The organism is Collimonas arenae, assembly GCF_001584165.1.
Taxonomy (GTDB): Bacteria; Pseudomonadota; Gammaproteobacteria; order Burkholderiales; family Burkholderiaceae_D; genus Collimonas; species Collimonas arenae.
The window spans coordinates 1,710,521-1,733,941 of sequence record NZ_CP013233.1; the positions used below are offsets into that span (position 1 = coordinate 1,710,521).

The 23,421-nt window shown below is 57.0% G+C and carries 23 protein-coding genes and 3 pseudogenes; 20 read left to right on the plus strand and 6 right to left on the minus strand.

Annotation, left to right across the window (positions count from 1 at the left end; translation table 11 throughout):
* Nucleotides 1-252: 252 nt before the first annotated feature.
* Nucleotides 253-480 carry a hypothetical protein gene (locus CAter10_RS08110; RefSeq protein WP_061533026.1) on the minus strand — a complete coding sequence of 76 codons (228 nt, stop codon included), beginning with the start codon at nucleotides 478-480 and terminating at the stop codon, nucleotides 253-255.
* Between the two features lie 631 nt (nucleotides 481-1,111).
* Here CAter10_RS08110 and CAter10_RS24195 point away from each other — a divergent pair.
* The gene (locus CAter10_RS24195) at nucleotides 1,112-1,249 is read left to right on the plus strand and encodes a hypothetical protein (RefSeq protein ID WP_335339743.1); all 138 of its coding nucleotides are present in this window, start codon (nucleotides 1,112-1,114) and stop codon (nucleotides 1,247-1,249) included.
* Here the strand turns inward: CAter10_RS24195 and CAter10_RS08115 are convergent.
* The 3 genes and pseudogenes from CAter10_RS08115 to CAter10_RS08120 all read right to left on the minus strand — a co-directional run bounded on the left by CAter10_RS08115 (nucleotide 1,189) and on the right by CAter10_RS08120 (nucleotide 2,739).
* Nucleotides 1,189-1,428, minus strand: a complete 240-nt coding sequence (locus tag CAter10_RS08115) for a hypothetical protein (protein WP_061533027.1) — start codon at nucleotides 1,426-1,428, stop codon at nucleotides 1,189-1,191. The genes CAter10_RS24195 and CAter10_RS08115 overlap by 61 nt on opposite strands.
* Nucleotides 1,429-1,500: 72 nt before the next feature.
* A pseudogene (locus CAter10_RS24500) lies at nucleotides 1,501-1,863 on the minus strand (DUF6404 family protein).
* 39 nt (nucleotides 1,864-1,902) lie between these two features.
* Nucleotides 1,903-2,739, minus strand: coding sequence for an IclR family transcriptional regulator (locus CAter10_RS08120; protein ID WP_061533028.1), 837 nt, complete (start codon nucleotides 2,737-2,739; stop codon nucleotides 1,903-1,905).
* A 184-nt stretch (nucleotides 2,740-2,923) separates the two neighbouring features.
* On the opposite strand from CAter10_RS08120, the gene CAter10_RS08125 reads away from it, so the two are divergent.
* The 7 genes from CAter10_RS08125 to CAter10_RS08155 all read left to right on the plus strand — a co-directional run bounded on the left by CAter10_RS08125 (nucleotide 2,924) and on the right by CAter10_RS08155 (nucleotide 9,639).
* Complete coding sequence (locus CAter10_RS08125; protein WP_061533029.1) at nucleotides 2,924-4,000, plus strand: ABC transporter ATP-binding protein; 1,077 nt, start codon at nucleotides 2,924-2,926, stop codon at nucleotides 3,998-4,000.
* The gene (locus CAter10_RS08130) at nucleotides 3,993-4,868 is read left to right on the plus strand and encodes an ABC transporter permease (RefSeq protein ID WP_061533030.1); all 876 of its coding nucleotides are present in this window, start codon (nucleotides 3,993-3,995) and stop codon (nucleotides 4,866-4,868) included. Before CAter10_RS08125 ends, CAter10_RS08130 begins: the two co-directional genes overlap by 8 nt.
* A 17-nt stretch (nucleotides 4,869-4,885) precedes the next feature.
* Nucleotides 4,886-5,683 (plus strand): ABC transporter permease, encoded by a 798-nt coding sequence (locus tag CAter10_RS08135; RefSeq protein WP_061533031.1) that lies wholly within the window; start codon nucleotides 4,886-4,888, stop codon nucleotides 5,681-5,683.
* A gap of 28 nt (nucleotides 5,684-5,711) precedes the next feature.
* Entirely contained in the window at nucleotides 5,712-6,008 is a 297-nt protein-coding gene (locus CAter10_RS08140; protein ID WP_061533032.1) for a (2Fe-2S)-binding protein, read from the plus strand.
* Entirely contained in the window at nucleotides 6,001-7,386 is a 1,386-nt protein-coding gene (locus CAter10_RS08145) for an FAD/NAD(P)-dependent oxidoreductase (protein WP_061533033.1), read from the plus strand. Before CAter10_RS08140 ends, CAter10_RS08145 begins: the two co-directional genes overlap by 8 nt.
* The gene (locus CAter10_RS08150; RefSeq protein WP_061533034.1) at nucleotides 7,383-8,504 is read left to right on the plus strand and encodes an NAD(P)/FAD-dependent oxidoreductase; all 1,122 of its coding nucleotides are present in this window, start codon (nucleotides 7,383-7,385) and stop codon (nucleotides 8,502-8,504) included. The genes CAter10_RS08145 and CAter10_RS08150 overlap by 4 nt, the downstream gene beginning before the upstream one ends.
* 88 nt (nucleotides 8,505-8,592) lie before the next feature.
* Entirely contained in the window at nucleotides 8,593-9,639 is a 1,047-nt protein-coding gene (locus tag CAter10_RS08155; RefSeq protein WP_061533035.1) for an ABC transporter substrate-binding protein, read from the plus strand.
* A 298-nt stretch (nucleotides 9,640-9,937) separates the two neighbouring features.
* On the opposite strand, the gene CAter10_RS22755 is transcribed toward CAter10_RS08155, so the two are convergent.
* Nucleotides 9,938-10,114 (minus strand): hypothetical protein, encoded by a 177-nt coding sequence (locus tag CAter10_RS22755; RefSeq protein ID WP_156477085.1) that lies wholly within the window; start codon nucleotides 10,112-10,114, stop codon nucleotides 9,938-9,940.
* Between the two features lie 138 nt (nucleotides 10,115-10,252).
* On the minus strand, nucleotides 10,253-10,933 hold the full coding sequence (locus CAter10_RS08160) for a hypothetical protein (RefSeq protein ID WP_061535234.1): 681 nt from the start codon (nucleotides 10,931-10,933) through the stop codon (nucleotides 10,253-10,255).
* 590 nt (nucleotides 10,934-11,523) lie between these two features.
* Between CAter10_RS08160 and CAter10_RS22760 the strand changes: the two genes are divergently transcribed.
* From CAter10_RS22760 to CAter10_RS08215, 12 genes and pseudogenes are all read left to right on the plus strand, one after another.
* Nucleotides 11,524-11,679 (plus strand): hypothetical protein, encoded by a 156-nt coding sequence (locus CAter10_RS22760; RefSeq protein WP_156477086.1) that lies wholly within the window; start codon nucleotides 11,524-11,526, stop codon nucleotides 11,677-11,679.
* Nucleotides 11,676-12,982 (plus strand): annotated as a pseudogene (locus CAter10_RS08165) (MFS transporter). Before CAter10_RS22760 ends, CAter10_RS08165 begins: the two are co-directional and overlap by 4 nt.
* Before the next feature lie 338 nt (nucleotides 12,983-13,320).
* Nucleotides 13,321-14,085 (plus strand): SDR family oxidoreductase, encoded by a 765-nt coding sequence (locus CAter10_RS08170; protein WP_061533036.1) that lies wholly within the window; start codon nucleotides 13,321-13,323, stop codon nucleotides 14,083-14,085.
* A 34-nt stretch (nucleotides 14,086-14,119) separates the two neighbouring features.
* Nucleotides 14,120-14,659, plus strand: coding sequence for a cupin domain-containing protein (locus tag CAter10_RS08175; RefSeq protein ID WP_061533037.1), 540 nt, complete (start codon nucleotides 14,120-14,122; stop codon nucleotides 14,657-14,659).
* Between the two features lie 7 nt (nucleotides 14,660-14,666).
* The gene (locus tag CAter10_RS08180) at nucleotides 14,667-15,554 is read left to right on the plus strand and encodes an alpha/beta fold hydrolase (protein ID WP_335339744.1); all 888 of its coding nucleotides are present in this window, start codon (nucleotides 14,667-14,669) and stop codon (nucleotides 15,552-15,554) included.
* 9 nt (nucleotides 15,555-15,563) lie between these two features.
* Nucleotides 15,564-16,400, plus strand: coding sequence for an IclR family transcriptional regulator (locus tag CAter10_RS08185; protein WP_061533039.1), 837 nt, complete (start codon nucleotides 15,564-15,566; stop codon nucleotides 16,398-16,400).
* A gap of 5 nt (nucleotides 16,401-16,405) precedes the next feature.
* Nucleotides 16,406-17,215: an SDR family oxidoreductase gene (locus tag CAter10_RS08190; RefSeq protein ID WP_061533040.1), complete on the plus strand. Its 810-nt coding sequence runs from the start codon at nucleotides 16,406-16,408 to the stop codon at nucleotides 17,213-17,215.
* Entirely contained in the window at nucleotides 17,208-18,917 is a 1,710-nt protein-coding gene (locus tag CAter10_RS08195) for a thiamine pyrophosphate-binding protein (protein ID WP_061533041.1), read from the plus strand. The genes CAter10_RS08190 and CAter10_RS08195 overlap by 8 nt, the downstream gene beginning before the upstream one ends.
* A gap of 10 nt (nucleotides 18,918-18,927) precedes the next feature.
* A complete protein-coding gene (locus CAter10_RS08200) occupies nucleotides 18,928-19,734 on the plus strand; it encodes an aspartate dehydrogenase (protein WP_061533042.1) in 807 nt (268 codons plus the stop codon).
* Nucleotides 19,735-19,746: 12 nt separating this feature from the next.
* A complete protein-coding gene (locus tag CAter10_RS08205) occupies nucleotides 19,747-21,222 on the plus strand; it encodes an aldehyde dehydrogenase (RefSeq protein ID WP_061535235.1) in 1,476 nt (491 codons plus the stop codon).
* A 59-nt stretch (nucleotides 21,223-21,281) separates the two neighbouring features.
* The gene (locus CAter10_RS08210; RefSeq protein ID WP_061533043.1) at nucleotides 21,282-22,247 is read left to right on the plus strand and encodes a VOC family protein; all 966 of its coding nucleotides are present in this window, start codon (nucleotides 21,282-21,284) and stop codon (nucleotides 22,245-22,247) included.
* Between the two features lie 14 nt (nucleotides 22,248-22,261).
* Nucleotides 22,262-23,418, plus strand: a pseudogene (locus tag CAter10_RS08215) (FAD-dependent monooxygenase).
* The last annotated feature ends 3 nt before the right edge of the window (nucleotides 23,419-23,421 follow it).

Below are 23,421 nucleotides of genomic sequence, written 5' to 3' on the forward strand. Positions count from 1 at the left end.
GTCTCAAAAATGACGCAAAAAATGCGTCATTTTGCGTCAAACCGTTGCCGCCAATTTCCCCGCGAACCCCGCGTGGCTTAAAGGTTCAGTGTCTTGGCGAAGTGCGTTAAAAGCAGTGCGTTTAACCCCCATGGCAGGCGTGGGGGGACTGCGATTAGCGATATGAAGTCGTGGAGTAATTGCTTTGCTCACAGAGTGTCGCGATGACAAGGTCTGCTGTGCCGTCAATGGCGATTGGCTTGTTTTAATCTCTTATTGCCAATCCATTTCGGCAAAATCAGTGGTAGAAATCATCCCTGACAACATTATCTTTAAGACTGTTTCTGTTGTTGCTTCGAACTTTGTAAGATGAAACAACACGACAAGATTCTCGGCAAAAATGATGGATTTTTGAATAGTCTCAAGATCGGCATTGGGTGCGATCACAGGCATCATATCAAGAACAATGTCCAGCACTTCTTCGATGGGGGTAGCCTCCATAATTTTGCATTTCGGGGGCGGGTTTTAAGTTTAGGGAGCGAGTTCCTGGAGGCAGCTTTTCTCCGTGGGTCTTAGGCCCGCTGGCCGATTTAATAATCTGCCCCCATTGCCCCCATTAAAAACAGATAGCTATAGTGGTGCGATGAGCTCCTTCATCCACCCAAAAACGCAGTGCGTCTCAATTTTCCAACAGTCGTTAAATTTTTTTGAAAGATTTAGCGTGAGTAATTAGCATATAAAAGCACTCGCCAATTTAGACATGGTAGCAAAATAATTTGGGGGTACTTCTGGGGGTTCTTTTTATATTTAAAAAAGGGGAATCGTTTATTTATAAGGACTGGAGGCGATGGTTTGAATCCCACCCTCGCCAGATATTAGTTTTAAGCAGTTCCAAGAAGTCCCAAAGCCCGCATTCCTCGTTATGAGAATGCGGGTTTTTCGTTTCATGACGTCTCAGTTGGTTCATTGGCATCCCCAAAAATCGGGGGTACTTTCGGGGGGTATCAAAAGCACCCCTTGGGGTACTCATATCAACCCTGATCCAATGAACTGATGGCACTGACAGGCGCAGCCTGTAAAAACGCAAAACTCAAAGAGAAACCTGGCTGGTAGCGGCGGCTTACATTTACTGGTGAAGCCCAACAGCGGGCGTTACTGGCGCATGAAATACATTTTTGATGGCAAAAAGAAGCTGCTTTCCTTTGACGTCTACCCTGAAGTTTGCTTAATGCGCCAAGCAACAACTGCAAATAGAGCTGTATCTAGGTAAACGCCATCGTCAAGAAAATCAAACACAGTTGAGATGGCGATTGCAATGGTGGCGACTACAGCAGAAAAACCAACAATCCAGATCGCCGCCCAATAGCCATATTTGGCCGCCCTTTGCGCAGTTTCGATATCGACGATTTCCGGCCACAACCAATTAAATTTCAGTTTTGCAGTGCTCATGCGATGAAATCCAAGATGTTTTTTGATACTACAATCGGAAACCGCCATGGGATGAAATTAAAGCAGTAGCTTTCACACCGAGGCTTTGATTTCTGCCCACGATGGCAAATTGTATTGGCGTGCCCGGATGTGATAATAGGGGGCCATGGCCACCCCAAAGAGCACACCGCTCAGGGTAGATACGATCATAGCGGTCATACCCGACATGCTGCGTTCCGTCTAGGAAGAAAACCACGTCATTATTCCCCAGGTGACGCCAAACCATATTCCTGTGAAAAAGAAACTCGATGAGACGCTGGCGAGATGGGGCGGCGGAATCGAGACCCCTGCGCGCCAAAAAATATGATGCAAAAATGGAGCGTAATTGCTAGGCCCAATATTTTGACCAGTTGCGCAATAGATAAGACCAACTGTATTAGCTCTAAAGGTTTCCAAATAATAGTGGACGGTGCATTCAATATGAGCTTTTACGAATTATTTTGGGGCTTCAATCGGCAAGCCACCTAGTATTTGCGCTGGCCGGCGCAAGACCGGGTCGAACGGATTGATCTGCGCGCCGACGTTTGTGGCTTCTTTCTTCAATATCTGCACCACGGTAGGCAAACGATCGGCATTCAATCTTTCCGCCAGCGTGGCCACGCTCAGGGCGGCCACCGCGCGGCCCTGGCGATCCAGCACCGGCACCGCAATGCCCGCCATGCCCGGCAGCAGTCCTACGCCGTGGCTGGCGGCGTAGCCAAGATCGAGAGAGCGCTTTATTTCGGTGCGCAGATACACCTCGTCGTACAAGCCCAGGTCTAGTAGGCGCGGCAGGTTGAAGCGGATGATTTCTTCCCGTTCTGCTTCCGGCAGGAACGCCAGGATCACCAATGCTCCCTGGCCGACGCCTAGCGCCACCCTGCCGCCTACGTCCCCCGTAAACGAACGGATCGGGAACGGTCCTTCGCTGCGGTCCAGGCACATGGCATCGTAGCCGCTGCGCACCAGCAGGAACATTGTGTCGCCCAGCGCTGCCGACAGCCGCAATAGGATGGGCCGGCAGATATCGCGCAAGTTGCTGCGCTGGCCGGCGCGTGCAGCGAGGGCAAAAAATTCCACGCTCAATCGATAGGCTTTGCTGCGTTCATCCTGTTCGACCACGCTTTCACCCACCAATGCGCGCAGGATGCGGTGCGCGGTGGGCTGGGCCAGACCGGTGGCCTGGGCGATATGAGTCAGCTTGGCACCGTCGCCGCTGCTGGCGGCCAGGGCCCGGATAATCGCGAAACCGCGCTGCAGGCTGGTTCCGGTGGAAACATCTTGATCCTTCATGAATTTCTCCAGATGAAATGTATTTATCTATTCGTTTAATAATATATTCATTTAATGGAATAAATCAAATAATTAGTCTGGTATGTGGAATATTAAATTGACCTATATTTTTCTTTTCACTATATTTCGGAAAAGGCTTTGGCAGGTATTGGATGCAAAACCGACCGTCATGGGAGATAAGTCGATGTCGTTTCTACAGCTGGAAAACCTCTCCAAGCACTACGGTGACTTCACCGCGGTGGAGCAGCTCAACTTGACGGTGGAGAAGGGCGAGTTCGTTTCGCTGCTCGGCCCTTCCGGTTGCGGCAAGACCACTACCTTGCAAATGATCGCCGGCTTTGTCGAAGCCAGCGCTGGCCGCGTGCTGCTGGACGGGCGTGACATCACCCACGAGAAGCCGAACCGCCGCGGTCTCGGCATCGTGTTCCAGAGTTATGCCTTGTTTCCGCACATGACGGTGAGCGCCAATGTCGGTTTTGGCCTGGAAATGCGGCGGATGGCAGCTGACGAATGCACGGAGCGGGTGCGCAAGGCGCTGGCACTGGTGCACCTGAAAAAATTCAGTCATCGCTATCCGCGCGAGCTGTCCGGCGGTCAGCGCCAGCGGGTGGCCCTGGCGCGCGCGCTAGTGATCGAACCGCCGGTGCTGCTGCTGGATGAGCCGATGTCGAACCTCGATGCCAAGCTGCGCGAGGACATGCAGGTCGAACTGCGCGAGATCCAGCGCAAGGTCGGCACCACCACCATCATGGTCACGCATGACCAGTCGGAAGCCTTGTCGATGAGCGACCGCGTGGTGGTGATGGACGCCGGCCGCGCGATCCAGATCGCCAAGCCTTTCGATGCCTATGAATCGCCGGTCAACCAGTTCGTCTCGCAGTTCGTCGGCAAGGCCAATCTGTTCGAAGGGGAGGTGGCTTCGGTCAGCCGACAAGGATCGGCGCTGAATGTACACGGGCATCTATTGAACACCAATGACGCAAGCCTGCACATCGGCGAACAGGTCACACTTTGCCTGCGCCCGGAAAAACTGGAGCGCTGCAGCCCGCAGGATGAAATCATCCGCGGCCGAGTGCGTTCCGGCGTATTCCTTGGCAACCAGTGGCTGTATCACATCGACACCGGGCTGGGCGATTTGCTGGCCACTTGGCAGAACTGCGGCAATGCCGCCTGCTGCGACGGCCAGGAGGTTTCCTTGCGCTGGCCGACGGACGCGCTGCATATAGTCAAACGCGGACAGCACGAGGTCCGGCATGGCTAAGTCGTGCGCGCTGCCTTCGTTATCTTCGCCATCGCTGCCATACCTGCTGACGGCGCCGGGCGTGATTCTTTTTTTTACAATGGTACTGGTGCCCTTGCTGCTGACCTTGCTGCTGTCTTTTTACGGCTTTGATTCCGGCACCGGCATCATCGAAAAATTTAACTTGAACAACTACTGGCAGGTTTTCAGCGACGAGTATTTCCATTCGATTTTCCTGCGCACATTCTGGATAGCGGGACTGACCACGGTCATCTGTATCGCGATCGGCGCGCCGGAAGCTTATGTGCTGAGCCGTATGGGGAAGCCGTGGCGCTCGATTTTCCTGATCGTCATTCTCGGACCCTTGCTGGTGTCGGTAGTGGTGCGCGCTTTCGGCTGGAGCATGCTGCTCAGCGCCAACGGCCTGGTTAACTCGGCTATTGTCTGGCTTGGTTTTGCGCCGCTCAAACTGCTCTACACCACGGGTGCAATCGTGATCGCCCTGGTGCACGTGATGCTGCCGTTCATGGTGATTCCGGTATGGACTTCCCTGCAAAGGCTAGATCCTACCGTCGCCCAGGCAGCCTTGTCCCTGAACGCTTCGCCGGCGACGGTGTTGCGGCGGATCGTGCTGCCGCAGGTCTTGCCTGGCATCCTGTCCGGCAGCCTGATCGTGTTCGGCCTCAGCGCCAGCGCCTTTGCGATTCCGGGCTTGCTGGGCGGACGCCGCCTGAAAGTGGTGGCGACCACCGTCTACGACGAGTTCCTCGGCTCGCTCAACTGGCCGCTGGGGGCGTCGATAGCCATCATCCTGCTGCTGGCGAATCTGCTCATCATGCTGAGCTACAACCGGGTCCTGGAGCGCAAGTATTCCAGGACGCTGGGCTAACCGGGGAAAACTATCGTATGCGCAACAATGGTCCGATTGCATTGATATTCCATGCGCTGGTGGTGACGTTCGTGCTGGCGCCGCTGCTGGTGGTGTGCCTGGTCGCGTTTACGCCGGAAGACACGCTGTCCTTGCCGACCCACGGCGTTTCGTTACGCTGGTTCAAAGCCATTTTCGAGCATCCCGACTTCGTGCAATCGTTCTACAACAGTCTGCTGCTGGCGCTGCTGTCCGCTACGCTCTCGCTGTGCGTGGCGCTGCCGGCAGGATTGGCGATCGGGCGCCTGAGCTTTGCCGGCCGCGATTTCCTGAATGCCTTGTTCTTGTCGCCGCTGATCATTCCCACCTTGGTGCTAGGGGTGGCGCTGATGCGTCTGTTTGCCAGCATGGGCGTCAGCGGCTCGTTCGGCTGGCTGGTAGTGGCCCACGTAGTGGTGATCAGCCCCTACGTATTGCGGCTGGTGCTGGCTGCGGTGGTCGGCATGGATAAAAGCGCCGAGCAGGCAGCGCAGTCGCTCGGCGCCGGGCCCTGGACGGTATTCCGGCGCGTCACGTTGCCGATGATCTTGCCTGGCATTACCGGCGGCTGGCTGCTGGCGTTCATCAATAGTTTTGACGAGCTGACCATGTCGATTTTCGTGACCACGCCGGCTACCGTCACCTTGCCGGTGCGCATGTACATGTATGCCACCGAATCGATCGATCCGATGATGGCCTCGGTGTCGGCATTGATGATCCTGATTACCGGCGCCGCGATGCTAATCCTAGATCGCGTCTACGGGCTGGACAAAGTATTGATCGGCCAGCAAGGATGAATTCATGCCGGCAACTGGAAACCAAGCAATGACTTTATTTACCAGAATCGTAGAGACACAACGGGTACCCGTCAGCTTCTCGCTGGATGGCCGCAGCGTCACTGCGTTGGCAGGCGACACCGTCCTGACCGCGGTGCTGACACAGGTGGACAGCTTGCGCATGTCTGAATTCAGCGGCAAGCCGCGCGCCGGATTTTGCCTGATCGGCGCTTGCCAGGATTGCTGGATGCGCACCGAAGACGGGCAGCCGCTGCGCGCTTGCAGCACTGAAATCCAGGCCGGCATGCGGTTGCTGACCGAGGTTTCTGGAGCCTTGCATGAATGAGCCGCGGATCGTGATTGTCGGCGCCGGCCCGGCCGGTGTGCGTGCTGCCGAGGTGCTGGCGGCTGTCGGCTTGCGACCCGTGCTTGTCGATGAAAATCAGCGTGCCGGCGGCCAGATATATCGCCAGCCGCCTGCCGGCTTCGTGCGCTCGGCAAAACAGCTGTACGGTTTCGAATCGGCCAAGGCGGATGCGTTGCATCACACATTCAGCCAACTGCTTAGCCATATCGATTATCGGCCCGAGACCCTGGTGTGGAATTGCGACGGCCGTCAGCTGGACTTGCTTGATCGTGGCCAGCAGCGCTCCTTGCCCTATTCTCACCTGATGTTATGCACCGGCGCCATCGATCGGGTTTTGCCTTTCCCCGGCTGGCTTTTGCCCGGCGTGTATACCCTGGGTGCAGCCCAGGTTGCACTCAAAGCGCAGGGCTGCGTGATCGGCAGCCGTATCGTCATGGTTGGTTCCGGTCCCTTGCTTTACCTGCTTGCCTACCAATATGCGAAAGCCGGTGCCAGCATTGCCGCAGTGCTGGATACGTCTTCTTTTTCCGGCAAGCTGCAGGCGACAGCCGATCTGCTTAAACAACCGCTCACCTTGGCCAAGGGCTTGTATTTTCTCGCGTGGCTGCGCTGTCATGGCGTCAAGGTGGTAGAGGGTGTAGATAAAATTGCTGTCTCGGGTGAGCAAAAAGTAAAAACCATTTCCTGGCATAAGAATGGCCGGGAACAAACGCTGGAGTGCGACGCGGTTGCTAGCGGTTTCGGCTTGCGCTCGGAAACGCAGCTGGCCGACCTGGCTGGCTGCGTGTTTGAATTCAACCAGCTCAATCAGCAATGGCTGCCGCAGCGCGACTTGGCCGGGCGCAGCAGCGTCAAAGGGGTATATCTTGCGGGTGACGGCGGCGGCATCGCTGGCGCCGACGCCGCTGAGCTGGCAGGAAAGCGCGCCGCCCTGGCTTTACTTGAAGATTTGGGAAAGACCATCGACCCGCGCGAGGGCCGGCGCCTTGATCGTGCATTGCAACGCATCCAGGGATTTCGGCGTGGACTGGAGCGTGCATTTCCCGCGCCTGTCGCATGGGCGCGTGAGTGCGCCGATGAGGAAATTATTTGCCGCTGCGAGGAAATCACAGCGGGCGAGTTGCGCCGTGTCGTAAACCATGCCGGCACGGTTGAAATGAACCGCCTGAAAGCACTGACCCGGGTTGGCATGGGGCGCTGCCAGGGGCGGGTTTGCAGTGCCGCGGCCGCTGAAATCCTGGCTTGCAGCGCTGGCAAATCGCTGACGGAAATCGGACGCCTGCGCGGGCAGCCGCCGATAAAACCATTTCCGGTGGTGGTCGGCGTGGCGCTGAGTTCGGCACGGGAAACCTCATGAGCGAGCGGCTGACAGCTGACGTCGCCATCATCGGCGGCGGCCTGATGGGCTGCTCTGCGGCGCTGGCCTTGCGTCGCATGAACTTGTCGGTGGTGTTGCTGGAACAGGGCTGGTGTGGTGCGCAAGCCAGCGGCGTCAATTATGGCGGAGTGCGGCGCCAGGGGCGGCCCGTGGTGCAGTTGCCGTTGTCCCAGCGGGCTTATGCGATCTGGCAGCGTTTACCGCAGCTGATAGGCAGCGACTGCGAATATGCGATTTCCGGCCATCTGAAACTGGCGCGCAACGAGGCGGAGTTGGCGTCGCTAGAAGACTACCGCGGACAAGCCGACGGCTTCGGCCTGCAGCTTGAAATCCTCGGACGGGAAGCACTACGCCAGCGCTATCCCTGGCTCGGAGAGAATATTGCCGGCGGTTCCCTGTGCCCGGGCGATGGTCACGCCAATCCGCGGCTGGTGGCCGCAGCTTTTGCATTGGCGGCAAGGAATCACGGCGCCGATCTGCGCGAAGGGACGACAGTAGAAAGCGCCGTTTTCGACGGCAGGCAATTTACGGTTTGCGCTGCCGGCGGGCTGGAAGTCAAAGCGAAATTCCTGCTTAACTGCGCCGGTGCATGGGGCGCAAAATTTGCCGAGCAATTTGGCGAGCAGGTGCCGGAATATCCGATTTTTCCAAACATGTGGGTGACCGAACCGATGCCGAAGTTGGTCGAGCCCAACGTCGGCATTGTCGGCGGCGGCTTTTATGTGCGCCAGGTGGCAAGAGGAAATTTCGTGCTGGGAGGCGGCCGTGGCACGGGGCAGTTGGCGATTGCATCGACGCGGCCGGACAGCGCTGCCATGTTTGCCTCGATGAGGATGGCCTGCGAATTCATTCCTGCATTGCGAAACGCACTGGTGATTCGCAGCTGGACCGGCGTCGAGGGTGCATTGCCGGATCATCAGCCGGTTCTCGGGCCGAGCGTGACGACGCCTGGCTTGTTTCATGCTTTTGGTTTTTCCGGTGGCGGCTTCCAGCTGGCACCTGCAGTGGGTGAAGTCTTGGCGGATCTAGTGGCCCATGGGGCGACGGCAACGCCTATCGAGGCTTTCAGCATCGGCAGATTCAACGCAGCAAGTTGAAAATACGTTGAAAACCAGCTGAAGCCGGTGCATCAGGAAATTATGTGGCAGGCATATCGGGGCGTTTATTCTTTGAGGAGGCGGGACCATGAAATTCAAACAGATTCTCCTGGCGACAGGATTCATTTCTGCATTAGGCGTCGCGGCGACAAGCAACGCTGAGACGCGCACGCTGTATGTCGGCATGAACGGCGGTAGCATGGAAAAGAATTACACCAGTTATATATTCCCAGAATTTGAAAAAGCCAATAACGTCAAGATCGTGGTGGTTCCCGGCACCTCTGCCGACATCATGGCCAAGATGTCGGCGCAAAAGGACAAGCCGCAAATGCACCTGGTGTTTCTCGACGACGGCGTCATGTACCGCGCGATCGGCATGGGGCTGTGCCAGAAACTGAAAGACGCCCCCGTATTCAAGGAAATCTATCCATTCGCGCGCATGGCCAACGACCAGGCGGTGGGGATAGAGCTGGGCACCGTCGGCATCGGATACAACAAGAAGATGTTCGATGAAAAAGGCTGGGCTGCGCCGACCTCCTGGATGGATTTCGCCGATCCGAAATACAAGGGGAAAGTGGTGTTCCAGTCGATCCAGAGCAGTACCTTCGGCCTGCACAGCTTCCTGATGTTCAACCGCCTGGTCGGCGGCACCGACAAGAATATCGAACCAGGTTTCCAAAAATGGGGCAGCACCGTCGGTCCCAACGTGCTTGAGTACCTGTCCAGCTCGGCGAAAATCTCGGAAATGGTGCAAACCGGCGAAACCGCCATTTTTCCACTGACGCCGACGGCAATCGCGAATCTGAAGGCCAAGGGTATTCCGGCGGAATTCGCCACGCCGAAAGAGGGAGGCGTCATGCTGATGGTCGGCGCTTGCGCCCTGAAAAACAATTCCGAGCCGGAGCTGTCGCAGAAACTGGTGGAATACCTGCTGAGCGCTGGTTCACAGGCCAAGGCGGTGGAGTATGCCAACGCCATACCGATCAACAAGGGCGTCAAGATCCCGGAGTCGGTGCAGACAAAAATCGGCAACGTCGACAAGCTGATGAAAAACATCAACACGGTCGACTGGGAAGTCATCAACAAGGAACGCGCCGCCTGGAACGATCGCTGGGGCCGTTTGATCGAACGCTAGATGCTAACTTGGCATTAAAATGCGTTATTTTACGTCAAACCGTTACAGCCAATTTCCTCGTGCCCCTCCCGCCGCATAACTTGAGAACTTGCCGTTTTGCGAACTGCGTTAAAAGCGCTATATCTAACGCGGTGGGCAGGCGTGGGGGACTGCGATTAGCGATATGAAGTCGTGGAGTAACTGCCGTGCTCATAGAGTGTCGCGATGACAACGTCTGCTGTGCCGTCAATGGTGATTGGCTTGTTTTAATCTCTTATTGCCAATCCCTATCGGCAAAATCAGTGGTAAGAATCATCCCTCACAACATTATCTTTAAGACTGTTTCTGTCGTTGCTCCGAACTTTGCAAGATGAAACAACACGACAAGATTCTCGGCAAAGATGATGGATTTTTGAATGGTCTCAAGATCGGCATTGGGTGCGATCACAGGCATCATATCAAGAACAATGTCCCGCACTTCTTCGATGGAGGGCATTCACCGAATTTGCTGGGTAGGATGTGGGTAAATTATTGGTCAGGGGGATTTGTTCGGCATGTCGTCCCTGGCTGATCTAGCTTGTCCTACTGCAAGGGCACAATGCATGCAGATCCCTAAGGTTTTACGCAACTTATGTCACGTGCGCTGTACATGGGCAAGTGCTTCGTGCGTCCAGGCCTCAAACCACGCAAAGACTTTATTCACGTTGGAATAGCATCGTTCTCTAACATCATTCGTCAACTCGATTTTCGCTAATTCCGCATGCTCCTGTCTTTGAGCATGCCCGGATTCGAGTGCAAGATGAAATTCACCGCAATAGCGCAGATCGGTGCCCGTTTCGTGTCGAATCATATTGGCAAGAGGGGTGGTGAGTCCAAACACTACGTTACCGGTTTCCTCAATCGCTTCGATCATGGCTAGTCGTTCGATACCGCTCATCTCTGATACTAGCGCGCTCAAACGATACATGAGCATGCGGTTAGCCTGTGTTTCGTCGCTCCATAGTGCACGCAAACACTCCACGGTGGTAGTTGTTTGGTTGTACCCGAGCTTATCCAAATCTTCCAGAAACCAACGCCAATGGTGGTCGTCCTCATAGGTGTGGTCATTGACCTTTTTCTGATAAATATCAGCTGACGTTTCGTTGCGTAATATGAATTTATTCAAATCTGAAAACGCCATAATAAAAAAGGCGGTATGTGGCATAAAAGCCAGCCTCTCCTTGGCTGTTCGGCGAGAGTCACGCAAGAATTGGAATAGAGGGAGCTGAGAGAAGTCCTGTTTCTTGCGCATGACATGGGCTAAGAGCAACTTCATTTTGTCCTCCTGTAAATGCATCCGACAGTCCCTCGTTGGCACCTATAAATAAAGTAGAAGGCATAACGGACAAATGCTAGCTATCACTTTTGTCAGTCTGTGAGGCGCATGGACTGGGACAAGTCCGTTAGCGCTTTTTGATTCAAGTCGGTCGTCTTTTATCCGCACGAGTGTCCCAGTTGTGTAGCGCAACGCAACGAACTTTCCTTCGCATCCCCTTCAATTTGCTCAATACCTACTGCAGTGCTGCTGCGCTTGCGACGGTGCAAGCTGCCTCCTAGAGGTGCGTGAACGAGTCTCTTTGGTGATACAGCGATCAAAATATGAGACAAAGCTGCCATTTCTTGTGGCATGAAATTCGCTTAAGTTAAATTTATCTCTTATATAAACCTGTAAACCATATATGAAACAAAAAGACGCTTTCTTTTTGTGGAATATCTGATATATTTAATTCGCGTTGACCATATTTGGTTCAATGTTTTATATATGAGACAAACGGTGGCTGTTCTGCATTGCCGAGCCGGCGATGCGTTCAAGGGCAGTCGCTGCGATGGGTACGGAGCTACCTACACCAACTAGCCAGAGGCATCATGAACGAAACCGCATTTCGTAATGTCGGCAATAGCCTTGCCGATCCGCAGGCGTCCCGAGCGGGCGTCGCTGTTATTCATTGGGCTGGCACGCCAGGCCGCCGTCAACCGGACGTTATTGAAGGAAATCGTTCAATCAGCTGGAGGATTTCATGAAGTCCAATAACGGCCGCTGGTATGGCGTCATTACCCTGTTCGTGATTGTTGCCATCTCATATATAGACCGCATCAATATCTCGGTGCTGATCACCGATCCCGCATTCCTGGAGCACATCGGCATTGCCAAGGCAGATCGTGCCAGTCAGGGTTTCCTGGCCACTGCGTTCATGCTCGGCTACGGTATCTCTGCATTTATCTTTACGCCGTTTTGCGCTGCGCTGTTCGGTGTGCGCCGGAGCCTGATCTATGGGTTGGTCATGTGGGGTCTGGTGACATTTCTGACGCCGCATTTTCATGGCTACGGCGTTCTGGTGGCTTCGCGCATCTTGCTTGGTGTTGCGGAGGGGCCGCTGTTTTCCCTGGCGTCGTCTTATATCAAGGCGCATTTCGAAAGCCATGAGAATGGCAAGCCCAACTCCTTTGTCAACATGGGGACAGGTCTGGGCTTGGCGCTCGGCTATCCGCTCATCGGTTACATGCTGGTCAGCTTTCATTGGGAAATATCGTTCTACCTGCTGGCACTGCTGAATGTCGCGTTGGGCATTCCACTGGTAGTGGCTTTCGTGCGCATGCCAAAAGTGGCGGCCTACATGAACCGGCCGGCCTCGGTTGGTGATGCAGTGACACGTGCCGGCGACATCATTCGAGGTGCCCTGAAAACCCGCAATCTGCTGTTGATCACTGTGCTGACCTCTGCTGCGCTGGCTTACCTGTGGGGCAGCAGCAACTGGTTGCCGGCGTATCTGAAAGATGCGCGCGGCTTCTCGATCAGGGAAATGGGCTGGCTGGCGTCCTTGCCGCAATATGCGCTGGTGCTGGCGGTACTACTTGGCGGAATCATTATCGACAGGGTTGAGCGGAAGCGGGTTCCATTCATCTTCATGGCGGCCAGTGTCGGCGTAGCTTTATCGGTACTGCTGGCAATCAATGTGGAAAATCCCTACATGGCCGCCTACAGCTTGATCGCGGCAAATTTCTTCTGGGGTTTGCTGAGCCCGGCGATTCCTAGCACGGTGCAATATTATTCGCGCCCCGAACATACGGCCAGCGCCTTCGGTGTCGTGAACGGTACGGGCAGTCTGGTCGCGGGCTTCATGCCGGCTGCGATGGGCTGGGTAATCAGTGCGGTGGCTGTTGGTTCGGGTGCTGGGGCAGGGCGGGCTCGGGATTCTTCGCTGGATTCACTTTATTGATCGGGACGCAAGTGGTGGTTTTCGTCTGCGGATTGATCCTTTGGCTGCGCGAGCGGGCCGGTACCCAGCAGACTCTGCCCGAATCGTCTCGCGTCACGGCGCAATGACAGATGCGGTTGGTGTTGGAGCGGCAAGCGTGATCCGGCACTGGCCGCCGTCAGCAGCAAATGCGTTGCCCTCCCAGGGCCGTGTGAGGCGACACAACTGGACTGTGCGCGGCAGTTTATTTTCTGCAAGTTTCATATATAAATCATCGACTTACATGAAAAGCAGAAAACAACAAAAAGCGGTAAAAAGCCCTATCTTTTTGCGAAATATCTGATATATTTCAACCCATAGGTTTCATATATAGATCATTGGTTTATATATGAAACAAATAAATTTCTTACCCGGTACAGCGTTTCCTTCGGCGAATGACAGAGCGCTGTGACAACAAGAGAGAGACATGACGCAAAGCACACAATTACTGGCGGGACGACGGATCTTGATTACTGGCGCCGCGCGCGGCCTGGGGCTTGCATTTGTCACTGCCGTCGCTGACGCGGGCGCTACTGTGGCAATGGCTGACATCCTGGAAGATAGTTTGCAGCAGGCAGTGGCCGATCTCCAGCGACGCGGTCTGAAAGTTGCGGGTTTTGCGCTCGACCTGGCCGATCCGAAATCGATCGAACAATGTGCGGCGCAGGCTATCGGCTGGCTCGGCGGGTTGGACGGGTTGGTTAACAACGCCGCCGTCACCAATTCCGGCGGCCGGACTTCAGAGCAACTGGAAATCGACATGTGGGACAAGGTGATGAACGTCAACGTGCGCGGCACCTGGCTGATGACCAATGCTTGCCTGGCGGCGTTGCGTCAATCCGGCCGCGGCAGCATCGTCAACCTCTCGTCCGACACCCCGCTGTGGGGCGCGCCCAATCTGTTGGCGTATGTCGCCAGCAAAAGCGCGGTGATTGGCATGACGCGCTCATTGGCGCGCGAACTGGGTGGCGACAACATCACTGTCAACGCGATAGCGCCTGGCTTGACGTTGGTTGAAGCGACCGAATACGTGCCGCAGACACGTCATCAGGTGTATCACGACCGGCGTGCGATCCAGCGCGACCAGTTGCCGGAAGACGTGTGTGGCGCTGTCATTTTTGCCTTATCCGACCTGTCCCGCTTTTTTACCGGACAAGTCATGGCCGTCAACGGCGGCTTTGTCATGAACTAACCCCCCATTTCTGGACGATAGCAAGGAGAGAACGATGACCGATTTATCCGAACAACAGAATATCAAGCGCAGCTGGGATCAGGCCGACGGCAGTAGTTTCAGTCAGTGGATGGAAACCCGCGTCGCGCGCTTTTCGACACGTAAATACGATTGGAATGCGCTGAAGTTCCAGGCCGACCACGATCCCAAGTATCGCCGCGCGCAAATGCGCTACATCGGCACCGGTGGCACCGGCGTAGCGGCTGACAGCAGCGTGATCCCATCCGAGCACTTCACTTTCTCAACGATGATCATCCCGGCCGGTCACGAAGGTCCGCCGCATCTGCATGTCGATGTCGAAGAGGTGTTCTTCGTGTTGCGCGGCAAGCTCAAGCTGGTGCTGGAAAAGGACGGCGAACGTTATGAAACGATCCTCACCGAGCGCGATGTGGTGTCGATCCCACCCGGCGTGTACCGCGAGGAAATCAATATCGGTGATGAAGACGCGTTGATGTGCGTGATGCTGGGCGCGAAAACGCCGATCACGCCAACCTATCCGGCCGATCATCCGCTGGCAAAAATCAAGCGCGGCTGAGATGAACATGACAGCGCCCGTGGCTGCCGTTACTACAGAACTGCAGGAAGCGCTCGAATTGCTCGACCGGCGCTTCGAGGAGCGCAGTGCCGACGTCGACGGCGCGACGGTGTCCTATCGCAGTTGCGGCAACGCTGCCGATAGCGGTCGCTGCGTGGTGCTGTTACACGGCATTGGTTCGGGCGCGGCATCGTGGCTGCAGTGCGCATTGGCGTTGCAACAGGACGCGCAAGTGATTGCCTGGAATGCACCGGGCTACGGTGGTTCGACACCGTTGCCGATGACGCATCCGGCTGCGGCGGACTACGCATTGCGCCTGCAGCAGTTGTTGCAGGCGCTGGATGTCAGTGATTGTCTGCTGGTCGGACATTCGCTTGGCGCCATGATGGCGACGTCTTACGTGGCTGCTGGTTACGGGCATGTCAAGCAGCTGTTGCTGTTTAGTCCGGCGCAGGGCTACGGCAGCGACGACAAGCGCCAGCGCGGACTTGAGATGACGCGGCAACGCCTGGACGCGTTGGCGACATTGGGCGTGACAGGCATGGCGCAGAAGAGCCCCGAGCGGATGCTGTCGGCGCAAGCCGACACGGCGGACCGCGCCTGGGTAAGCTGGAATACGCAACAGTTGAATCTGGCCGGTTATGCGCAAGCGGTGCAGATGCTGTGTGGTGGCGATATCCATCGGGATCTGCCGGCAGCGATATCGTCAGAGGTATCGGTTGCGGTATATTGCGGCGACGTCGATATCGTCACGACGCCGCAGGACAGCAGGGCGTTGGCTGACAGTTTTCAGCTTCCGTTCCAGCTGATCGATGATGCAGGCCATGCCTGTTATGTCGAGCAACCGGAAGCAGTCGCGGCAGTGATACGTCGTCACCTTTATCAACTTTCTTGAGACAAGATCATGAATAAACCAGAGTTGCCAGAAGAAGAGACGCAAGAAAAATACCTCGTGCCGGGACTGGAGCGCGGGTTGCGCCTGCTATGCGAATTCAGCCGGCAGGACAAGAGTCTGTCGGCGCCGGAGCTGGCGCGTCGCCTGAGCGTGCCGCGCTCGACGGTGTTCCGCCTATTGACTACGCTGGAACGAATGGGGTTTGTGGAGCGCAACGAAGGTGGGCGCGATTATCGCCTTGGCATGGCAGTGCTGCGCCTGGGTTTCGAATACCTGGCATCACTGGAGCTGACAGAAATCGGGCGGCCGTTGCTGGATCGCCTGCGCGACCAGATTTCCTATCCTTGCAACCTGGTGGTGCGCGATGGTCGTTCGATCGTGTATGTCGCCAAGTCGGTGACGCCGACCGCATTTGTCAGTTCGGTCAATGTCGGTACCCGGTTGCCAGCACACGCCACTGTGCTCGGCCGCGTGCTGCTGGAGGATTTGTCGCTGGCGGAGTTGCGCGAACTGTATCCGGAAGAACATCTGGAGAGCTTCTCCAGTAACACGCCGAAGACTGTGGTCGAGCTGTTCGACATGGTGCAGCACGATCGCGAACGCGGTTATGTGTTACAGGAAGGCTTTTTTGAGACCGGCATTTCGACCATTGCGGCGCCAGTCCGTGACCATTCCGGCAAGGTAGTGGCGGCGATGGGAGCGACCATTCCTTTACCGCACATCGATCCTGACCAGTTGGGCGACATCGTGCGCTGCGTGCGTGATACCGCAGGTGAATTGTCCGGTTTGCTTGACCATGCTCCCGAGAAGTCGAGCAGCAAGGTCGTCAACATGTGGCGGGAGTGAGTAGCATGAGCATGATTCGACTTGACGGCAAGGTTGCCGTCGTTACCGGCGGTTCTTCCGGCATCGGCTTGGCCACCGTAGAACTGCTGTTGGAAGCGGGCGCGGCAGTGGCGCTGTGCGGCCGTAGCCAGGAACGCCTGACGCAGGTCGAAGCCATGTTGCGCTTGCGTTTTCCGCAAGCCAAATTGTATTGCGCGATATGCGATGTGTTGTCGCAGGAGCAGGTGCTGCAATTCGCCGCCGCGGTTGAGCAACAACTCGGCCCGGTGTCGATGCTGGTCAACAATGCAGGGCAGGGCCGGGTATCGACATTCGCCGATACCGAGGACGACGCCTGGATGGAAGAGCTGCGCCTCAAATTTTTCTCGGTGATCTACCCGACCCGGGCTTTCCAGCCGCAATTGCAGCGCATGAGCAACGCCGATGGCCATGCCGCCATTGTATGCGTCAATTCTCTGCTGGCAATCCAGCCGGAACCGCACATGGTGGCGACTTCCGCCGCCCGCGCCGGCGTGCACAACCTGGTGCGTTCGCTGGCCACAGAATTCAGCCCGCTGGGCATCCGCGTCAACGGCATCCTGATCGGCCTGGTGGAATCCGGTCAATGGCGCCGTCGCTATGAAGCGCGCGCGGAGCGCGAATTGTCCTGGGAACAATGGACCCAGGCGTTGGCGCAAAAAAAGAATATTCAACTCGGCCGTTTAGGCCATCCACAGGAAGCCGCACGCGCCATCGTATTTCTGGCGACGCCGCTTTCTTCGTACACAACAGGCAGTCATATCGACGTTTCAGGAGGACTTTCACGCCATGCCTAATAAATCCCAAGCTATTAACCAGGTTACTGTCGGCTGCGCCATCGCAGCCTTTCTCGAACAGTGCAATGTCAAGGCCGCATTTGGCGTGATTTCGATTCACAACATGCCGATCCTCGACGCCTTCGGCGAGCGTGGCAAGATCCGTTTCGTGATGTCGCGCGGCGAAGCCGGCGGCGCCAACATGGCCGATGCTTATGCGCGCACTACCGGCGGCCTCGGCGTTTGCCTGACTAGCACCGGTACTGCCGCCGGCAATGCCGCCGGCGCCATGGTCGAAGCACTGACCGCCGGCACACCGCTGCTGCACCTGACCGGCCAGATCGAGACACCTTACCTGGACCAGAGTCTGTCCTACATCCACGAAGCGCCGGACCAGCTGACCATGCTCAAGGCGATTTCGAAGGCTGCATTCCGCGTGCGTAGCGTCGATACTGCAATCAGTACCATCAAACTGGCAGTGCAAACTGCACTGACGCCGCCGATGGGTCCGGTCAGTGTCGAAATCCCGATCGATATTCAGGCGGCGCTGATCCCGATGCCGTCTGACCTGCGGCCGCTGCCGATTCCTGCCAATACGCCATCGGCGCATGCTTTGGATGAACTCGCTGCGCGCCTGGTCAAGGCCAAGCGTCCGATGCTGTGGGTTGGCGGTGGCGCACGCCATGCCAGCAAACAGGTCAAGCGCCTGCTCGATCTCGGCTTCGGTTTGGTGACCACCACGCAAGGTCGCGGCATTGTGCCGGAAGACGACCCGCGTTCACTGGGCGCTTTCAACCTGCACAAGCCAGTTGAGAATTTCTACCAGACCTGCGACGCAGTGGTTGTAGTCGGTTCACGGTTGCGCGGCAACGAGACCTTGAAGTATGAACTGAAGCTGCCGCAAGCGCGCTATCGCATTGATGCCGATCCGGCTGCCGAGGGCCGTTGCTATAACAGCGACTATTTTGTCTGTGGCGACGCCGCACTGGCACTCGATGGCCTGGCCGATCGACTGCAAGCGCTGAAATCGCTGCAAGTCGACCCGGCGTTCATCGGTGATCTGCAAAAGGCGCGCGAAAGCGCAGTACACGGCCTGGTCGACGGACTCGGTCCTTATAGCGCGCTGGTCGAACAATTGCAAAAAGCTGCCGGACGCAATTTCAACTGGGTGCGTGACGTGACCGTCTCCAACAGCACCTGGGGCAATCGCTATCTGCGCATTTTCGATCCATTGGCCGGTGTGCACGCACTCGGCGGCGGCATTGGACAAGGCTTGGCGATGGGCATCGGCGCGGCAGTCGGCGCAGCGGTGACGGCGTCCGGGAAAAAGACTTTCTGTCTGGCCGGTGACGGCGGTTTCATCCTGAACCTGGGCGAACTGGCAACGGCCGTGCAGGAGCGTGCCGATATGGTCATCGTTCTGATGAACGACCAGAGCTACGGCGTCATCAAGAACATCCAGGACGCGCAATACGGCGGCCGTCGTCATTACGTCGAGTTGCATACGCCGGACTATGCGCAACTGTCGCAGTCGCTGAAGCTGCGTCACACCCGCATCAGCAACCTGGCCGATGTTGAGAATGGCTTGCGCATGGCGTTGGCCGAGCCGGGACCGTTCATGCTGGAAATCGACATGCTGTCGATCGGCAAGTTCAAGACCGCCTTCGCCGGCCCTCCGGTGAACGAAGAAAAAGCCGAAACATCCATCGCTACAGTCGCTTGAGGAGATTGACATGCTGCATGTTTCAATGATCGGTTGTGGTGCCATCGGTATCGGCGTGATGGAGTTGCTGAAAAGCGATCCGGAAGTCACGTTCGATGTCGTCATCGTGCCGGAGGCGCATATGGAAGCGGCACGCCCGGTCGTGTTCTCCCTGGCGCCGCATGCGCGGGTTGCGAATCGTCTGGAGGAGTTGGGACAGCGTCCCGATCTGCTGATTGAATGCGCCGGCCACAAGGCTATCGAGGAACACATCATTCCTGCATTGAAACGCGGTATTCCGTGCATGGTGGTCTCCATTGGTGCGCTGTCTGAGCGGGGTTTGGTGGAGCGGCTGGAAGAGGCAGCCCGCGAAGGTAAAACTCAGGTGCAGCTGCTGTCCGGCGCAATCGGTGCGATTGACGCACTGTCGGCGGCGCGCATCGGCGGACTCGACTCGGTCGTCTATACCGGCCGCAAACCTCCTGCCGCATGGAAAGATACACCGGCCGACGGCTTGTTCGATCTCGATAACCTGAAAACCGCCACTGTGATTTTTGAAGGTACGGCACGTGAGGCAGCGCGCCTGTATCCGAAGAACGCCAATGTGGCCGCCACGCTGTCGTTGGCTGGTCTGGGGCTGGATCACACGCAGGTGCGCCTGCTGGCCGATCCAGCTGTCACAGAAAATGTACATCACGTCGAAGCCAAGGGTGAGTTCGGCGGGTTTGAATTGACGATGCGCGGCAAGCCGCTCGCGGCTAATCCAAAAACTTCTGCCCTGACCGTATTCAGTGTCGTGCGTGCCCTTGGCAATCGCGCCCACGCCCTATCCATTTGAGTGAAGATTGATATGAATCCAAACGAGACACTGCCGATCTGCGTCGCCGGAAATTGGCGCCTGGGACAGGGCGATCGCTATGCCAGCCTGTATCCCGCGACCGGCGAAGCGGTTGCCTGGTTGAACGCTGCCAGCATCGCTGACGTGGAGGAAGCCATTGCCGGCGCCGATCACGCATTCCGCACCAGCGGCTGGGCCCAGCGCAAGCCGCACGAACGGGCTGCCGTGTTGTACCGCGTGGCGCAGCTGATCCGTGAGCGTTCGGAGTACCTGGCGCAGCGTCAACGCCTGGACAACGGCAAGCCGATCACGGAAACCCGTGCACTGGTGGCGAGCGCCGCCGGTACCTTCCAGTTCTTTGCGGCAGCCTGCGAAACGATGGAAGACACGATCACGCCGATGCGTGGCGACAACCTGACCATGAGCGTGTACGAACCGATGGGCGTGGTTGCAGCCATCACGCCGTGGAATTCGCCTATCGCCAGCGAAGCACAGAAGATGGCGCCTGCGCTCGCCGCCGGCAACGCCGTAGTTGTCAAGCCGGCTGAAGTGACGCCGCTGATGGCGCTGGAGCTGGCCAGGATTTGCGAAGAGGCTGGCGTTCCCAAGGGATTGATCAGCGTATTGCCGGGCAAGGGTTCGGTGATCGGCGACGCCATCACCCTACATCCGCTGGTGCGCCGCGTATCGTTTACCGGCGGCACCACCACCGGTAAGCATATTGCACACATTGCCGCTGACAAGATGATGCCGGTGTCGCTGGAACTGGGCGGAAAATCGCCGACCATGGTGTTCGAAGACGCCGACCTGGACCATGCCGTAGCTGGCGTGCTGTACGGTATTTTCAGTTCATCGGGCGAATCCTGTATCGCCGGCTCGCGCCTGTTTGTCGCGCATGGCATTTACGAGGCCTTCATCGAACGTCTGGCTGCAGGCGCTGCGGCGTTGCGCGTCGGCGATCCGGCCGATGAACGCACTCAACTGGGGCCACTGATCACTCCGCGCCATCGCGATTCGATTGAGTCTTATGTGGCTATGGGGGTGGCCGACGGCGGCCAGATTCGTACCGGTGGTACACGCCCTACGGGAGCGTTGTTCGAACGCGGAAACTACTATCTGCCGACCATCATCGAAGGATTGACCAACGAACAACGTATCTGCCAGGAAGAAATTTTCGGGCCGGTGCTGGTGGCGATGCCTTTCGAGAACGAAGAAGACTTGATCGCCCAAGCTAACGACAGCGTCTACGCGCTGGCGGCCGGAATCTGGACCCGCGACTACAAGAAAGCCTGGCGCTTCGGGCGCGCGGTGCAGGCCGGCAATGTCTGGATCAACACCTACAAGCAATTGTCGATTTCGACACCTTTCGGCGGCTGGCGCGATAGCGGTCTCGGACGGGAAAAGGGGCGCCTGGGGATTTTGCAGTACATGGAACAAAAGAGCATGTACTGGGGCTTGAATGAGCAGCCGTTGCCGTGGGCAGGCTGAAAACAAGGTAGCTGAGAAGTAACTCAGAAGTCACTGAGGGTAATGCGAGGAGACGCAGAATGGATGTATTGGGCATAGATGAAATTACCTACGGCGCGGACGATTTGCCGTTGTGTAAACGTTTCTTTTCCGATTGGGGCATGACCCTGGCGGAAGAGAGCGAGCAAGCCTTGGTATTTGAAACGCAAAACGGTTGCCGTGTAGTGGTCAAGCGCAGCGATGCCGCCGATTTGCCGCCAGCGATCGAAGCCGGCCCGACCTTGCGCGAAGTGGTCTGGGGCGTCTCTGCGCCCGAGGTGCTGGAACGCTTTGCCGCGCGCATTGCCGGCATGCCTGGCTACATCAACCACGGAACGCGCATCGGTTGCACAGATCCGAATGGCTTGGCGGTGCGCTTCCAGGTGACGAAAAAGCGCGAGATCGAAGTCGAATGCGCGGAAATGAATACCTGGTCGCACAAGCATCGCATCAACCAGCGCAGCCCGGCATACGAGCGCGCGGCGCCGATCGAAGTCGGCCACGTGGTGTTTTTCGTCAAAGACGTGCAAGCCTGCGAAAGCTTTTATTGCGATAACTTCGGCTTCGTGCCGTCAGATCATTATCCGGGCCGTGGCGCTTTCTTGCGTTGCGCCGCCGATGGCGGGCATCACGACATCTTTCTGCTGCAACCGCCTGAGGCCCGCGCCGGTTTGAACCACGTAGCATTTACAGTACGCGATATCCATGAAGTGTTCGGCGGCGGCATGCATATGTCGCGCCAGGGTTGGGATACACAACTCGGACCCGGCCGGCATCCGATTTCATCAGCCTATTTCTGGTATTTCCGCAATCCGGCTGGTGGCCTGATCGAATACTACGCCGATGAGGATCAGCTCAATGAAGCTTGGGAGCCGCGCGATTTCGAACCCGGTCCGACCATGTTTGCCGAATGGGCGATCGACGGCGGCATCGACGGCAACACCCGTCGCCAAAAAAATGCCGAAGGGCCAAGCGGGAAGTTCCTGACCGATCGCACCAAATCCTGATACGAGGTAATTCCATGTCTTCATTGAAAATTGGCATTCTCGGCGCCGGCATCGGCGGCCTGACTGCAGCAATCGCATTGCATCGCGCCGGTCATGAGGTTGTCGTGTACGAACAATCCAAGCAGTTCCTGCGTGTCGGCGCGGATATTAATCTGACGCCCAATGCTGTACGCGCGCTGGACGGCTTGGGCATAGGCGAGGCGGTGCGCAGCACAGCGGCGCGGCCGACACATAGAATCAGCCGCAGCTGGGATAGCGGCGAAGAGACTTCTCGACTGGAAATGGGGGACACCGCCGAAAAGAAATACGGTGCACCGCAACTGACGATTCATCGTGCCGATCTGCTGGCAGCACTGGCTGAAGTCTTCCCGACTGAAAGAGTCAGGTTTGCCAAACGTGCCGAGGCGATTACGCAAGACGGACAAGGCATCACGCTCAAGTTTACCGACGGCAGCAATGACCGGGTCGACGTGCTGATCGGCGGTGACGGCATTCACTCGGCAGTACGGACCGCGATGTTCGGCGCCGAAAGCCCGCGCTTTACCGGCGTCGTCGCGTTCCGTGCCGTGGTTCCGGCTACCAGCGTTGCCGCTGTGCCGAATCTGCAGGCGTTCACCAAATGGTGGGGCCTAACCCGGAAAGCCAGATCGTCACTTTCCCGTTGAACCGCGGTAAGGACATTTTCATATTCGCGACAACTGCACAGGAAAGCTGGCATCTGGAATCCTGGACCACACCAGGTAGTGTGCAGGAGTTGCGCGATAGTTACGCCGATTTTCACGGCGATGCACGCGCGCTGCTCGACGCCTGCGATGAAGTATTGAAGACTGCGTTGTACGAGCGCGATCCGTTGCCGCACTGGTCCAAAGGCAATATGACGCTGTTGGGCGACGCCTGCCACCCGATGATGCCGTTCATGGCGCAGGGCGCCGGTATGGCAATCGAGGATGCCGTGGTTCTGGCACGTTGCCTGGAACAGGTCGAAACATTGGACGCTGTCGCCGATGCACTGCAGTGCTATGAGCAGTTGCGTCTGGAGCGGACCAGCAAGATTCAACTCGGGTCGCGTGGCAATAATTGGTTACGAGATGGCGGTAACGCTGATTGGGTCTACGGCTACGATGCCTGGGTAGTGCCGCTGGATGCTAAGCAAGAAACGGCGGCGGCATAGATC